10 protein-coding genes and 1 tRNA gene are annotated in these 14,831 nt (G+C 61.9%); 6 read left to right on the top strand and 5 right to left on the bottom strand.

Going from position 1 to position 14,831, the window contains the following annotated elements; all coding sequences use genetic code 11:
• Window positions 1-203 precede the first annotated feature (203 nt).
• Together B5P46_RS16710 and cpdR1 are read right to left on the bottom strand one after the other, a co-directional pair.
• A tRNA-Val gene (locus B5P46_RS16710) sits at window positions 204-278 on the bottom strand.
• Window positions 279-362: 84 nt separating this feature from the next.
• Complete coding sequence (gene cpdR1 / locus B5P46_RS16705) at window positions 363-725, bottom strand: response regulator CpdR1 (RefSeq protein ID WP_003542883.1); 363 nt, start codon at window positions 723-725, stop codon at window positions 363-365.
• Between the two features lie 187 nt (window positions 726-912).
• Between cpdR1 and B5P46_RS16700 the strand changes: the two genes are divergently transcribed.
• Both B5P46_RS16700 and hisN read left to right on the top strand, forming a co-directional pair.
• A complete protein-coding gene (locus B5P46_RS16700) occupies window positions 913-1,794 on the top strand; it encodes an N-formylglutamate amidohydrolase (protein WP_129419618.1) in 882 nt (293 codons plus the stop codon).
• A 271-nt stretch (window positions 1,795-2,065) separates the two neighbouring features.
• Entirely contained in the window at window positions 2,066-2,839 is a 774-nt protein-coding gene (hisN, locus tag B5P46_RS16695) for a histidinol-phosphatase (RefSeq protein WP_129419617.1), read from the top strand.
• A 27-nt stretch (window positions 2,840-2,866) separates the two neighbouring features.
• Here the strand turns inward: hisN and B5P46_RS16690 are convergent, their stop codons facing one another.
• A complete protein-coding gene (locus tag B5P46_RS16690; RefSeq protein ID WP_129419616.1) occupies window positions 2,867-3,841 on the bottom strand; it encodes an alpha/beta fold hydrolase in 975 nt (324 codons plus the stop codon).
• Between the two features lie 404 nt (window positions 3,842-4,245).
• Between B5P46_RS16690 and B5P46_RS16685 the strand changes: the two genes are divergently transcribed.
• Window positions 4,246-4,716, top strand: coding sequence for an Hsp20 family protein (locus B5P46_RS16685; protein WP_003542878.1), 471 nt, complete (start codon window positions 4,246-4,248; stop codon window positions 4,714-4,716).
• A 59-nt stretch (window positions 4,717-4,775) separates the two neighbouring features.
• On the opposite strand, the gene B5P46_RS16680 is transcribed toward B5P46_RS16685, so the two are convergent.
• A complete protein-coding gene (locus B5P46_RS16680) occupies window positions 4,776-5,825 on the bottom strand; it encodes a bile acid:sodium symporter family protein (RefSeq protein ID WP_129419615.1) in 1,050 nt (349 codons plus the stop codon).
• A 45-nt stretch (window positions 5,826-5,870) separates the two neighbouring features.
• Here B5P46_RS16680 and B5P46_RS16675 point away from each other — a divergent pair, with 45 nt between their 5' ends.
• Window positions 5,871-6,725: a LysR substrate-binding domain-containing protein gene (locus tag B5P46_RS16675; RefSeq protein ID WP_129419614.1), complete on the top strand. Its 855-nt coding sequence runs from the start codon at window positions 5,871-5,873 to the stop codon at window positions 6,723-6,725.
• 20 nt (window positions 6,726-6,745) lie between these two features.
• Here the strand turns inward: B5P46_RS16675 and B5P46_RS16670 are convergent, their stop codons facing one another.
• Window positions 6,746-7,798 carry a threonine aldolase family protein gene (locus B5P46_RS16670; protein WP_129419613.1) on the bottom strand — a complete coding sequence of 351 codons (1,053 nt, stop codon included), beginning with the start codon at window positions 7,796-7,798 and terminating at the stop codon, window positions 6,746-6,748.
• A 537-nt stretch (window positions 7,799-8,335) separates the two neighbouring features.
• On the opposite strand from B5P46_RS16670, the gene gltB reads away from it, so the two are divergent.
• Together gltB and B5P46_RS16660 are read left to right on the top strand one after the other, a co-directional pair.
• The gene (gene gltB / locus B5P46_RS16665; protein WP_206735362.1) at window positions 8,336-13,060 is read left to right on the top strand and encodes a glutamate synthase large subunit; all 4,725 of its coding nucleotides are present in this window, start codon (window positions 8,336-8,338) and stop codon (window positions 13,058-13,060) included.
• 226 nt (window positions 13,061-13,286) lie between these two features.
• A complete protein-coding gene (locus B5P46_RS16660; RefSeq protein WP_129419612.1) occupies window positions 13,287-14,741 on the top strand; it encodes a glutamate synthase subunit beta in 1,455 nt (484 codons plus the stop codon).
• Window positions 14,742-14,831 lie beyond the last annotated feature (90 nt).

Genomic DNA, 14,831 nt, shown 5'->3' with positions numbered 1-14,831 from the left:
TCTCGACGCAACGGTGTCAGTCGGGCATTCTTATGGATGTTCATTCGGAGTGATCCTGGAAAACTGAGGTGTGGTAACTCCAGTCTCCTAAATCCGCTCCGAATGGACAACCTCCTGAAAGCTCACACCTAGAGCGTGTCCCGGGCTCTGGAGTCAGAGATTCCCCAAGGCGGGGATTTGTCAACGATGTCAGGGAGATCGGATGGTGGGCGTGACAGGGATTGAACCTGTGACCCCTACGATGTCAACGTAGTGCTCTCCCGCTGAGCTACACGCCCATCCGATGGCGGCGCATAGATCACAAAACCTTTGGAGCCGTCAATAGGCTTTTTTCAGTTTTGTGACGCGCCGCCCGGCAAGCCTTACGCGGCAAGCATCTTGTTGACCTCGTCGACGAGATCGCGCAGGTGGAAAGGCTTGGAAAGGACCTTGGCATCCTTCGGCGCCTTCGAATCAGGGTTCAGCGCCACGGCGGCAAAACCGGTGATGAACATCACCTTCAGGTCGGGGTCGAGCTCGGTGGCGCGGCGGGCCAGCTCGATGCCGTCCATCTCGGGCATGACGATATCGGTCAGCAGCAGGGAAAACGGCTCCTCGCGCAGCCGGTCATAGGCGCTGGCGCCATTGTCATAGGAAAGGACCTTGTAGCCGGCCTTTTCGAGCGCTTTCACCAGGAAGCGGCGCATGTCGTTGTCGTCTTCGGCGAGAAGTATCTTCTGAGTCATCAATCCAGACCGCGATCCATAGGTTTTTGGTGGGCTGCCAGCCGTTTACACTAGTCTTGACCCGGTAAACAACCGGTGAATTGCCTGTGCGTGACCGCCGTCCCTTCTACATAGTATGGACTTGCGGCCGGGCAACTGGCAACATGGGCAAAGCAGTCAGTTCATGACATGGTAAAGAGGGCCGAAAGTGCCGGAAATACGCGAATACGAGCTTTTTGAGGTCCATGAGCCCGTGTCGCAGACCATTCCCTTCGTCTACAACTCCCCCCATAGCGGCCGCATTTATCCACCGGAATTTATCGCCCAGTCCAGGCTCGAGGGCATCGCCATCCGCCGTTCCGAGGATCACTACGTCGACGAGCTCTTCGGCTCGGCCATCGCGCTCGGCGCGCCGCTTCTAGCGGCCAACTTCCCGCGCGCCTATCTCGACGTCAATCGCGAGCCCTACGAGCTCGATCCGCGGATGTTCGACGGGTTGCTGCCGCCCTATGCCAATGTCAATTCGCTCAGGGTCGCCGGCGGGCTCGGCACCATTCCGCGCATCGTCGCCGAGAATATGGAGATCTATGCGCGGCGCCTGCCGGTGCAGGAGGGGCTCGACCGCGTCGAAGCGGTCTACAAGCCCTATCATGCGGCGCTCCGCCGGCTGATCGCGCGAACGCATGTGCAGTTCGGCTTCGGCGTGTTAATCGACTGCCACTCGATGCCTGGCAATGTGCGCGTCGCCGGCAGCACTGCGCGACCTGATTTCATCATCGGTGATCGCTACGGCACCAGCGCTTCGGCTGAACTTTCGCGCGCGGCCATCGCCATCCTCGAGGAAATGGGCTTCGCGGCGATCCGCAACAAGCCCTATGCCGGCGGCTTCATCACCGAACATTACGGCCGACCTTCGCGCGGCCTGCACGCGCTGCAGATCGAAGTGAACCGGGCGATCTATGTCGATGAAGTGACGCTGGAGAAACGCGAGGATTTCGCCGCAGTGGCCGACGCCGTCACGGACTTCATGCAGCAGATGGCGGAATACGTCGAGAAATTTGCCGGCGAGCGGGCGCTGGCCGCCGAATAGCTCTCTTTTTCGATGTCGCTAACGTCTGGCCTTCCCCAGCCAAAAAAAACCGCGCTTGTGAGCGCGGCTAAGTCTAGGGAGGAAACACCCAAGGAGGGTATTTACAGTCAGAAGACTGTATGAAGAAGCTACTATTGCATTGCACAAATGTCAAGCAATATATTGCGTTGCGATATCTTTGGGCAATTAGATCCAAATTGCCTGCTGCGTTTGCATTCCCGTTGCTTTTCGCTATGAAAAGCGCCACTCCCGCCAGCCAAACGGTGTCATCATGTTTCCTGACCGTTCGTTCTTCAATCGCCTGGCGGAAGCCGCTCGGGCCGAGACGCTGCCGCGCTTCCGCTCCGGCCTCGATGTCACGAACAAGCTTTCCTCCGGTTTCGATCCGGTAACGGAGGGTGACCGGGCGGCCGAACTCGCCATCCGGGCGCTCATCGAGGAGAATTTCCCCGGCCACGGCATTCTCGGCGAGGAACATGGCAATGTCGGGCTCGACCGCGAATATGTCTGGGTGATCGATCCGATCGACGGCACGCGCGCCTTCATATCCGGTGTGCCGGTATGGGGAACGCTGATCGGCCTGCAGAAGGATGGCCGGGCGATCATGGGCATGATCGAGCAACCCTTTACCGGCGAGCGTTATTTCGCCGACCAGAACGGCTCGATCTATACCGGGCCGGAGGGCGAGCGGCGGCTGGCCACGCGCCGGTGTGACGCGCTCTCGAACGCCATCCTGTTTACCACCTCACCGCATCTCTTTGCCGGCGAGGAGATGGAGAAATACCGCGAGATCGAAGGCCAGGTGCGGCTCTTCCGCTACGGCTGCGACTGCTATGCCTATGCGCTGCTTGCTGCCGGCCATATCGATCTCGTCATCGAAAACAGCCTGAAGCCCTATGACGTCGGCGGTATCATTCCCGTCATCGAAGGAGCGGGCGGCATCATCACCACCTGGGACGGCGGACGGCCGGAAAACGGCGGCTCGATTATCGCTGCCGGCAGCCGGGCAGTCTACGAACAGGCAATCGCCATCCTGCAGCGCTGATCCCCCGGTCGGCAAAGCCGATCCGGCTCACGTACCGAGGGCGGCGACGTCCTGGTTTTCTTCGGCATCGCTGCCGGGAATGAAGGCGTGGAAGGCGGCAAGGGCGGCGGCGCGGTAGATATCGCGCTCCTGGAAGATCTCGTGGCGGGCGCCGTTGATCGGCACCAGCTGGCCGGCGCGGAAATAACGCGAAAGCCGCTCCTGCGCCGTGTAGGGCACGACACCGTCACGCGTCGGGGCGATGACGATGGTCGGGATGGTGATCGAGAAGAGATGGTAGGGCGAAGTGACCCGGTCCATGGTGCGAAAAGCCTCGATCAGCCAGCGGGCCGTCGGCGGCCCGAGCGTCAGTTCCGGATGAGCCTTCATCATCGCGACATTGCGCTCAAATCTGTGTTCGTCCGAGGTCAGCGGATTGTCGCTGAAGTTCGGCTCCTTCAGTTTCGAGGTCAGCGGCAGGAAGCCGAGGCCGAGGGCAGTCAGCGTGCCGGCAAGAGCGCGGATGACGCGAGGCGAAGCCGCCTGGCCGGTCAGGCCGATGAAGGGCGCCGACAGCACCATGCGATCGATACGGGTGGTGAGATAGGGCGCGGCCGAGAGTGCGATAAGGCCGCCTGTGGAATGGGCGAGCAGATAGAAGGGCAGGCGGGTATCCGGCAGCACCACCTTTTCCAGGAAGGTATCGAGATCGCGCTCGTAATCGACGAAGCGGCGGATGTGGCCATGGTTGCGGCTCTTCAGGAGCCGTGACGAACCGCCCTGGCCGCGCATATCGAAGGTCGCGACCCAGAGACCCTTGGCCGTGAGGTCGCGGATCGTCTCGAAATATTTCTCGATATATTCGTTGCGGCCGTGGAGGATGACGACGGTGCCCTTGGTAATCTGGCCAGTCGAGCGGAAGACGGCGTAACGCAGCTGCTGGCCGTCATGGGTTTCGAAGAACCCCTCCGTGCGGTTTTCCGGGGCGGGATTGTCGGGCGTCGAATAGAGAACCTGATCCATGACTTTGCCAATGCGCCGCTGCTGATTGCTTCGCATCAGGGATAGCGCACGGCATCCGGATTGGAAAGCGGTGGGGAAAAGGGCCGGCAGGAGCATGAGGGTGCTCGCGGCCGGCCGAAGTTGAGACTGAAGAAGAAGGGACGATGCACTTCAGCCATCGGGACCAGATTCACCCGACGCCTAAATTCCTAAGCGAATGCGCCTGAACGCGCTCCGAACCGGTCGTTCATGCGGGGTTCACGGGCCGATCAAGGCGATTGCAAAAAGGTATTGAACTCCTCGAATCCCATCACCATTTCCTTTCTGCGGGTGCCGAACAGGGCCTGCGCAACCGTCCCAAGGCCGCCAAAGATGGGGTCTCAGGGGCATTTCATCGCAACACGTCGCTTCCACAGGAGGACATCATGCGTCACGTAGACTTCTCTCCCCTTTATCGTTCGACCGTCGGTTTCGACCGGCTCTTCACCATGCTCGACAGCCTTGCCCAGCCGGAGCAGGCGCAGACCTATCCGCCCTATAATATCGAGCGCACCGGTGAAAACACCTATCGCATCACCATGGCGGTTGCCGGTTTCGACGAGACCGAACTTTCGATCGAAGCCCATGCTCACGTCCTCTCCGTGAAGGGTGAAAAGAACGAGGAACCTGCCGAAAGCGGCGAATTCCTCTACCGCGGCATTGCCAAGCGCGCCTTCGAGCGCCGCTTCCAGCTTGCCGATCATGTCGAGGTGACCGCCGCTTCGCTGAAGAACGGCCTGCTGCACATCGACCTTCTGCGCAATATTCCCGAGGCCATGAAGCCCCGCAAGATCGCGATTGCCGCAGAACCGGTCGAGGCTCCGAAGGCCATCGAAGCGCAGATCATCAACGGCTAATCAGATCCTTATCGGATAAAACGAACGGCGCTCCATCGGGGCGCCGTTTTTATTGTTGCTTAGGCCGGGCTGCTGGCCTCATTCATCTCTTTTTCCGTTGCGCGGCGGGCGGCGGCGGCAGCGTATTTCTGGGCAATGACGGCGCAGACCATCAGCTGGATCTGGTGGAAGAGCATCAGCGGCAGCACGATCGCGCCGATCGACTGGCCCGCGAAGATGACGTTCGCCATCGGCACGCCACTTGCGAGGCTCTTCTTCGAGCCGCAGAAGGTGATGGTGATCTGGTCGGGTTTGTTGAAGCCCAGCCAGCGGCTGCCGAACATCGTCAGCACCAGGACAATCGCCAGCAGAACCATGTCGGCGACGATGACGACGGCGATATCGGCGATTGAGAAGGTGTGCCACAGGCCCTCGACGACCGCCGTGCTGAAGGCGAGATAGACGACCATCAGGATCGAGCCGCGGTCGACAGGCATCAGGATCTTCTTCTTGGCGCGGATCCAGTCGCCGATCCAGGGCTGCAGAGCCTGGCCGACGATGAAGGGGGCAAGCAGCTGCAGCAGGATCTGCTCTAATGCGTCGAAGGAGAAGCCGCCATGGCCGCCGACGGAAAACAGCAGGCCGACGAGCAGCGGCGTCAGGAACATGCCGAAGATGTTGGATGCCGAGGCCGAGCAGATGGCGGCGGGCACGTTGCCGCCCGCCATCGAGGTGAAGGCGATCGATGACTGCACCGTCGACGGCAGCACGCAGAGGAAGAGGATGCCGAGATAAAGCGGCTGCGGCAGGATCGTGTCGGGGATCAGTCCGAGCGCCATGCCGAGCAGCGGGAAGATGCCGAAGGTCGTCAGCAGGATGACGATATGCAGGCGCCAGTGCAGCAGGCCAGCGATGACTACGTCGCGCGACAGGCGGGCGCCATGCAGGAAAAACAGCAGCGCGATAGCGAGATCGGTGGCGATGCCGAAATAATCCGCGAACGTGCCGTGCGCCGGCAGCAACGAGGCAAGGATGACGGTGCAGACGAGCAGGATGGTGAATGTATCGGGCAGAAAGCGGCGCATGGTGGTCTCGCGGCGTGATAAAACAGTCATTGTTCTGTCGTCCATTATGATCCAGGATGCAAGGAATAACAGTTATCGAGAATCGGGATCATGCTGGATCTTTCGCAGTTGCGCAGTTTCGTCGCCGTCGAGCAGATGGGCAGTTTCACGCTCGCCGCAGAAAGGCTGGGCCTCGGGCAGTCGACGGTCAGCCAGCATATTCAGCGGCTGGAGGCAGCGCTCGGGCGCAGGCTGCTGGCACGCGATACGCATAAGGTGATGCTGACCGGCGATGGCGAGGCGCTGCTGTCGCATGCGCGCGCCATGCTTTCGATCGAGGGGCAGGTGCAGTCGCTGTTTAAGAACAACAGCCTGCGCGGCAGCCTGCGGCTCGGCGTGTCGGAGGATTTCGTCACCAGCCAGTTGCCGGCGGTGCTCGAGGATTTCGTTCGTTCGCATCCCTCCGTCGACCTCGAACTGACAGTGGCGCTGTCCGGCGTTCTTTACGAGATGCAGGACAATGGCGAAATCGATCTGGTGCTCGCCAAGCGCCGGCTCGGCGATGCGCGCGGAAAACTCGTCTATCGCGAGCCGCTCGTCTGGCTGGCGCGCGATCCCGAGCGTGTGCTCGCTTCCGGCCCTCTGCCGCTGATCGCCTTTCCGCCGCCGAGCGTCACACGGGTGATCGCGCTCGAAGCACTCGGGCGAAACGGGGTGCCGTGGCGGATCGTCTGCACCTGCGGCAGCCTGAGCGGGTTGACGGCGGCGGCGCGAGCCGGGATGGGCGTGCTGGTACAGCCACGCAGCATGGCGCCCTCAGGGCTGAAGGAGATTGCTGCGGGAAAACTTCCGGTGCTGGAAGACGTGGAATTCGTGCTGGTTCCGCGTAAGGGCGCGGACCAGGCACTGGTTTCAGCACTGTCGGAAGATATTCTGCAAAAAGTGAGGGGGCTGAAATCGGCGTGAAGCACTGCCAATCTGGGCAATCAGGCGGCTAGGCATTTCAGGAAACCATCGACATCCGCTTCGGTGGTCGCGAAGCTGGTGACGAGGCGGATCAGGATCTCGCTTTCAGAAACGAGTTCGGGCGTTGCCGCCGGGACCGGCCATTCGTAAAATTTCGCACCCTTTTCCTCCGCAATTTTTGCGGCACTTTTGCTGACGACGGCAAAGACTTCGTTGGATGCGGTCGGCCAGGCCAGGCGGGCGGAGTTGCTCGTGCCGATACCGGAGCGTAGCCGGTCGGCCATGCCGTTCGAATGGCGGGCGAGATCGAGCCAGAGACCTTTTTCGAAATAGGCATCGAACTGGGCGGCGATGAAACGCGACTTGGAGAAGAGCTGGGCGGCGCGCTTGCGGATAAAGGGCATTTCCCGGGCTTGATCCGGATTGAAGAAGACGATCGCTTCCGCACACCAGCAGCCGTTCTTGGTGCCGCCGAAGGACAGCATGTCGACGCCGCGCTTCCAGGTCATCTCGGCCGGGGTGGCGCCGAGCGCCACCAGCGCGTTGGCAAAGCGGGCGCCATCCATGTGGAGCGGCAGATTGCGCTTCCTTGATATGGCGGCGATCTCGCCGATCTCCGGCAGGGAATAGACGGTGCCGATCTCGGTCGCCTGGGTGATGGTCACGGCGCTGGCGCGGCCGTGATGAACGGCGTCCTCGGGAAAGCTTGCGATGTTCGACGAAAGCTTTTCCGGGTCGATCTTGCCGGCTTCGCCGTCAACGGCAACGAGACGGGCGGCGCCGGAGAAAAATTCCGGCGCGCCGCATTCATCCTCGATCACATGGGCCTCCGAATGGCAGAAGGTAATGCCGCCGGGACGCTGGACGCTCGCCAGCGACAACGAGTTGGCGGCCGTGCCGGTGGCGACGAAGAAAACCGAAACCTCACGCTCGAAGATTTGGGAAAAACGAGCCTCGACCTTCCTGTCGAGATCGCCGGCGCCATAGGCGGCGGCAAAGCCGGTCGATTCCGTCAGCAGACGTTCGGCAATGGATTTGTGGGCGCCGGCCCAGTTATCGGAAGCAAAGAACATGGGAGAAACCGTGGAAAAGGAGGGGGTTGGCAAATCCGCAGCGGACATTACGCCAAAGCTTCACAGGATCAAGGTTGACGTCCGCGACACATCACAGAAATTGAACTACGCAATCAATAAACAAAATAATACCGCTCAACGTAATTTTATTTCGTCGGCGCCGCTGCCGAGGCAATCTTCCGTCGCAAATTAACGTTTTTTGACGGAGCGCTCTTGCGGAGCCGAATGCTTTCTGGCATAGAACTGATGAAATAGGACAGTGTTGCTGTCCTATTTTGGCCTTTGTGACCGAAGAGGCGCCGAAAGCCCTGGAACAGAGCGGCTTTCACGCTATAGTTCTTCCGAGCGTCAAGCCTCAAGGGCGGCGCGCGGAGGCGAATGGCAGGCGCGGAACGCGACGGTTTGCTTTCCTTCAAAGCAGATGTCTGCGGCCGATCTTCACAATGCAACAGCGCTGTCATGCGCCGAACCTATCTTCGGGTTGCGGCGCGGGACGAAAAGCCGCCCGTGGCCCCGCGGGCTTCGACAGGAGGAAAGATGATGACGAAGACGCCATCCATGGAAGTTGACCGGTTTGCTGCTGCTAATCTGCGCGCGACGGCCAATATGTCCAAATCCGCCTCCGGCCTGCCGAAGAAACAAGGCCTCTACGATCCGCGCAACGAACATGATGCCTGCGGCGTCGGCTTCGTCGCGCATATGAAGGGCCAGAAGTCGCACCAGATCGTCAAGGATGGGCTGTTCATCCTCGAGAACCTGACGCATCGCGGCGCCGTCGGCGCCGATCCGCTGATGGGTGACGGCGCCGGCATCCTGGTGCAGATCCCCGACCGTTTCTTCCGTGAGGAGATGGCCGAGCAGGGCATCACCCTGCCGCCGGTCGGCGAATATGGCGTCGGCCATATCTTCATGCCGCGCGATGAAAAGCAGATCGAGCACTTCAAGAAGGTGATCAAGGATGTCATCACCGAGGAAGGTCAGGTCTTCATCGGCTTTCGCGATGTGCCCGTCGATAATTCCTCGCTCTCCAAGGCGCCGGCCATTGCCGCAACCGAGCCGCATCATGTGCAGGTCTTCATCGGCGCCGGCGAGGATGCCGAAAACAACGACGAGTTCGAGCGCCGGCTGTTCACGCTGCGCAAGGTAATCTCCAACCGTATCTATGACGAGTTCGACGGCGAGGAGAGCAATTTCTATCCGGTGTCGCTGTCGTCGGCGACGGTGGTCTACAAGGGCATGTTCCTGGCCTATCAGGTCGGCGTCTATTACAAGGACCTGTCGGATCCGCGTTTCGAAAGCGCGGTCGCCCTGGTGCACCAGCGCTTCTCGACCAACACCTTCCCGTCATGGAAGCTCGCGCATCCCTACCGCATGGTCGCCCATAACGGCGAGATCAACACGCTGCGCGGCAACGTCAACTGGATGGCGGCGCGCCAGGCGTCGGTCTCCTCACCGCTGTTCGGCGAGGACATCTCCAAGCTCTGGCCGATCTCCTACGAGGGGCAGTCGGACACGGCCTGCTTCGACAATGCGCTCGAATTCCTGGTGCGCGGCGGTTATTCGCTGGCGCATGCCGTGATGATGCTGATCCCGGAAGCCTGGGCCGGCAACCAGTCGATGGCCGCCGAACGCAAGGCCTTCTACGAATATCATGCGGCGCTGATGGAGCCCTGGGACGGGCCGGCTGCCGTCGCCTTCACCGACGGCAAGCAGATCGGCGCGACGCTCGACCGCAACGGCCTGCGGCCGGCGCGTTACCTCGTCACCGATGACGACCGCGTCATCATGGCGTCCGAAGCCGGCGTGCTGCCGGTTCCGGAGGAGAAGATCATCCAGAAGTGGCGCCTGCAGCCAGGCAAGATGCTGCTGATCGATATGGAAGAAGGCCGCATCATCTCCGACGACGAGGTGAAGTCGCAGCTGGCAACGGCGCATCCCTATCGCAGCTGGCTCAACCGCACCCAGCTCATCCTCGAAGACCTGAAGCCGGTGGAGCCAAGGGCGCTGCGCCGCGACGTGTCGCTGCTCGACCGCCAGCAGGCCTTCGGCTACACGCTCGAGGATACCCGTATCCTGATGTCGCCGATGGCGACGACCGGCCAGGAAGCGATCGGCTCGATGGGCACGGATACGCCGATCTCGGCCATGTCGGAAAAGCCGAAGCTGCTCTACACCTATTTCAAGCAGAACTTCGCGCAGGTGACCAACCCGCCGATCGACCCGATCCGCGAGGAACTGGTCATGAGCCTGGTTTCCTTCATCGGGCCGCGGCCGAACATTCTCGACCATGAAGGGGCGGCGAACGCCAAGCGGCTCGAGGTGCGTCAGCCGATCCTGACCAATGGCGATCTCGAAAAGATCCGCTCGATCGGTCACACGGAAGACCGTTTCGACACCAAGACGCTCGATTTTACCTATGATATCGAGCGTGGTGCCGAAGGCATGCCCGAGATGCTCGACCGGCTCTGCGAGCGCGCGGAAGCGGCCGTCAAGGGCGGCTACAACATCATCGTGCTCTCCGACCGCCAGATCGGGCCGGATCGGATCGCGATTCCGGCGTTGCTCGCCACAGCTGCCGTACATCACCATCTGATCCGCAAGGGGCTGCGCACCTCGGTCGGTCTCGTCGTCGAGACCGGAGAGCCGCGCGAAGTCCATCATTTCTGCCTGCTCGCCGGCTACGGCGCCGAGGCGATCAACCCCTATCTCGCCTTCGACACGCTGCTCGACATGCATGCCAAGGGCGAATTCCCGAAGGAAGTGGATGCTTCCGAAATCGTCTACCGCTACATCAAGGCGGTCGGCAAAGGCATCCTCAAGGTCATGTCGAAGATGGGCATTTCGACCTACCAGTCCTATTGCGGCGCGCAGATCTTCGATGCGATCGGCCTGCAGTCCGAACTGATCGACAAGTATTTCTTCGGAACCGCGACGATGATCGAAGGCGTCGGCCTCGAGGCGATCGCCGCAGAAACCGTCGCCCGCCACAACGCGGCCTTCGGCACCGATCCGCTTCTTGCCACGACGCTCGACATCGGCGGCGAATATGCCTACCGCATGCGCGGCGAAAGCCATGCCTGGACGCCGGATGCGGTCGCGGCCCTTCAGCATGCCGTGCGCGGCAATGCCGAGGACCGCTACCGCGAATTCGCCGATATGGTGAACAATTCGGCGCTGCGCATGAACACGATCCGCGGTCTCTTCAAGATGAAGAGCGCCGAGGCGCTCGGCCGTACGCCGGTATCGATCGACGAGGTCGAGCCGGCGGCCGATATCGTCAGGCGTTTCTCGACGGGGGCGATGTCCTTCGGCTCGATCTCCAGGGAGGCGCATACGACGCTGGCGATCGCCATGAACCGGATCGGCGGCAAGTCGAACACCGGCGAGGGCGGCGAGGAATCCGACCGCTATATGCCGCTGGCCGATGGTTCGATGAACCCGGAACGTTCGGCGATCAAGCAGATCGCCTCGGGCCGTTTCGGGGTGACCACCGAATATCTCGTCAATGCCGACGTACTGCAGATCAAGGTGGCGCAAGGCGCCAAGCCTGGCGAGGGCGGCCAGCTGCCGGGTCACAAGGTTGACGCGACCGTTGCCAAGACCCGTCATTCGACACCGGGTGTCGGCCTGATTTCGCCGCCGCCGCACCACGACATCTATTCGATCGAAGATCTGGCGCAGCTGATCTACGATCTGAAGAACGTCAACCCGACTGCCGATGTTTCGGTCAAGCTGGTCTCGGAAGTCGGCGTCGGCACGGTCGCCGCCGGTGTTGCCAAGGCACGCGCCGACCACATCACGGTCGCCGGCTTCGATGGCGGCACGGGTGCGTCACCGCTGACCTCGCTCAAACATGCCGGCAGCCCCTGGGAAATCGGCCTTGCCGAGACCCAGCAGACGCTGGTGCTGAACGGGCTGCGCTCGCGCGTCGCCCTGCAGGTGGACGGCGGCCTGAAGACCGGCCGCGACGTCATTATCGGAGCGCTGCTTGGAGCCGACGAGTTCGGTTTTGCCACCGCGCCGCTGATTGCCGCCGGCTGCATCATGATGCGCAAGTGCCATCTCAACACCTGTCCGGTGGGTGTGGCAACCCAGGATCCGGTGCTGCGCAAGCGCTTCAAGGGCGCGCCGGAGCACGTCATCAACTACTTCTTCTTCGTCGCCAACGAAGTGCGCGAAATCCTCGCCTCACTCGGGTTCACCCGGCTTGACGAGATCATCGGCGCCTCGGAACTCCTGGAGAAGGACGAGATGCTGAACCACTGGAAGGCGAAGGGCCTCGATTTCAGCCGCATCTTCCACAAGGTCGACGCTCCCAAGGCAGAGACCTTCTGGACAAGCCGGCAGAAGCACCCGATCGACGACATTCTCGACCGCGTGCTGATCGAGCAGGCGCAGCCGGCACTGACGGCCAAGACGCCCGTCGCCTTCGAGGTCGGCATCAAGAACGTCGACCGGTCGGCAGGCGCGATGCTTTCCGGCGAAGTCGCCAAGCGCTTCCGCCACCGCGGGCTGAAGGAAGACACGATCAACGTGACGCTTCGCGGCACGGCGGGACAGAGTTTCGGCGCCTTCCTGGCGCGCGGCGTCACCTTCAACCTGATCGGCGACGGCAACGACTATGTCGGCAAGGGCCTTTCAGGCGGCAAGATCATCATCCGGCCGCCGGAGAATTCTAGGATCGTGGCGGAGAACTCGATCATCGTCGGCAACACCGTGCTTTATGGCGCGACCGAGGGCGAATGCTACTTCCGCGGTGTGGCGGGCGAACGTTTCGCCGTGCGCAATTCGGGTGCGATCGCCATCGTCGAGGGTGTCGGCGACCATGGCTGCGAATACATGACCGGTGGCGTCGTCGTCGTGCTCGGCGCCACGGGCCGCAATTTCGCGGCCGGCATGTCCGGCGGTGTCGCCTACGTGCTCGATGAAACCGGCGATTTCGCCAGCCGCTGCAACATGGCGATGGTCGAGCTCGAGCCGGTGCCCGAGGAGGACGACATGTTGGAGAAGCTGCATCATCACGGCGGGGACCTCATGCACAAGGGACGCGTCGACGTCTCTGGCGACATGACGCGCCATGACGAGGAGCGCCTTTACCAGCTGATCTCCAACCATCTGCACTATACGGGCTCGGCCCGCGCCACGCAGATCCTCGACAACTGGGCCGATTACCGCCCGAAATTCCGCAAGGTCATGCCGGTCGAATACCGGCGTGCGCTCGAGGAGATGGAGCGCAGCCGGATGGGCATCGCCGCGGAATGAATTGCACCGGACATCCGTCACCGGCCGACTGCCGGTGACGGATGACGAAAATATCTCGATGACCCGTGACGATCACGCCGACGGCGAAAGCTGTCCAGACCGCACGGATGTCTTTCAGGGGATATGGTCCAATGACGGTCAAGACAAGCAACTTGCCCCGGGTACCGGGACTGACGATAGACAGATTGGCTGCGGTGAGGCGGTCATGAGGGTAAGGGACGAAGATATGGGTAAGGTAACAGGCTTTCTGGAAATCGACCGGCAGGTGGCGAAGTACCAGCCGGCGTCGGATCGCATCCGTCATTTCCGCGAGTTCACGATCCCGATGTCGGACCCGGAAGTGCAGAAACAGGCCGCGCGCTGCATGGACTGTGGCATCCCCTATTGCCACGGCCCGACCGGCTGCCCTGTTCACAACCAGATTCCCGATTGGAACGACCTCGTTTACAACAACAACTGGGAAGCGGCGATCCAGAACCTGCACTCGACCAACAACTTTCCTGAGTTCACCGGTCGCGTCTGCCCGGCGCCTTGCGAGGAAGCCTGCACGTTGAACCTCGAGGATGCCCCGGTCGCCATCAAGACGGTCGAACAGGCGATTGCCGACAAGGCCTATGAGCTCGGCTTCATCCGGCCGCAGCCGGCCACGGTCCATACCGGCAAGAAGGTCGCCGTCATCGGCTCCGGCCCCGCCGGAATGGCGGCCGCCCAGCAGCTCGGCCGCGCCGGCCATGAGGTGCATCTTTATGAGCGCGAGACCAAGCCGGGTGGACTGCTGCGTTACGGCATTCCCGACTTCAAGATGGAGAAGAACTTTATCGACCGCCGGGTCGAGCAGATGAAGGGTGAGGGCGTCACCTTCCATTGCGGTGTCAATGTCGGCGTCGACGTCAAGGTCGAGCAGCTGCTCATCGATCACGACGCCGTGCTTTACTGCGGCGGCTCCGAGACGCCGCGCGAGGCGGGCATTCCGGGCACCGACCTTGCAGGCGTGCATGATGCGATGCCTTATCTCGTGCAGCAGAACCGCCGCGTCGGGCGCGAAAACATCGACAGCGTTGGCTGGCCGTCGGACCCGATCCTTGCCGGCGCCAAACATATCGTCGTCGTCGGCGGCGGCGATACGGCTTCGGACTGCGTCGGCACGGCGTTCCGGCAGGGAGCCGTCAAGGTCACCCAGCTCGACATCCGGCCTCAGCCGCCGGAGAAGGAAGACAAGCTTGCCGTCTGGCCCTTCTGGGCGACGAAGATGCGCACCTCTTCCTCGCAGGCCGAGGGCGCCGTGCGTGAATTCCAGGTGGCTACACTTGAATTCGTCGGTGAAGACGGTGTGCTGACCGGCGTCAAGTGCTGTGAGGTCGACGAGCGCAGGCGGCCGGTTCCAGGCACGGAGTTCGTCATCCGGGCCGATCTCGCCTTCATCGCCATCGGTTTCCGCGGACCGTTCACCGGCAGCGTGCTGAAGGAACTCGAGGGCAAGCTGACGCTCAACACCGACAAGCGCGGCTCGACCAATGTCGTCGCCAACGACCGCGACTACAAGACTTCGGTCGACAAGTTCTGGACGGCGGGCGACGTGCGCCGCGGCCAATCGCTGGTGGTCTGGGCGATCCGTGAAGGCCGCCAGGCGGCGCGCGCCATCGACGAGGAATTGATGGGCTCGACCGTCCTGCCGCACTGATCGTCGGCTACACACCTTTCCGAAGACACGAACTCCGCCCCTCCGGCGGAGTTTTTCATGGTGCTCCGTGTCCGACAGGACGCGGCGCTG

The sequence above is a fragment of the Rhizobium leguminosarum genome, from assembly GCF_004123835.1.
Lineage (GTDB): Bacteria > Pseudomonadota > Alphaproteobacteria > Rhizobiales > Rhizobiaceae > Rhizobium > Rhizobium leguminosarum_M.
Note: the sequence above shows the minus strand (reverse complement) of the source record. Positions and strands in the feature narration are given on the sequence as shown.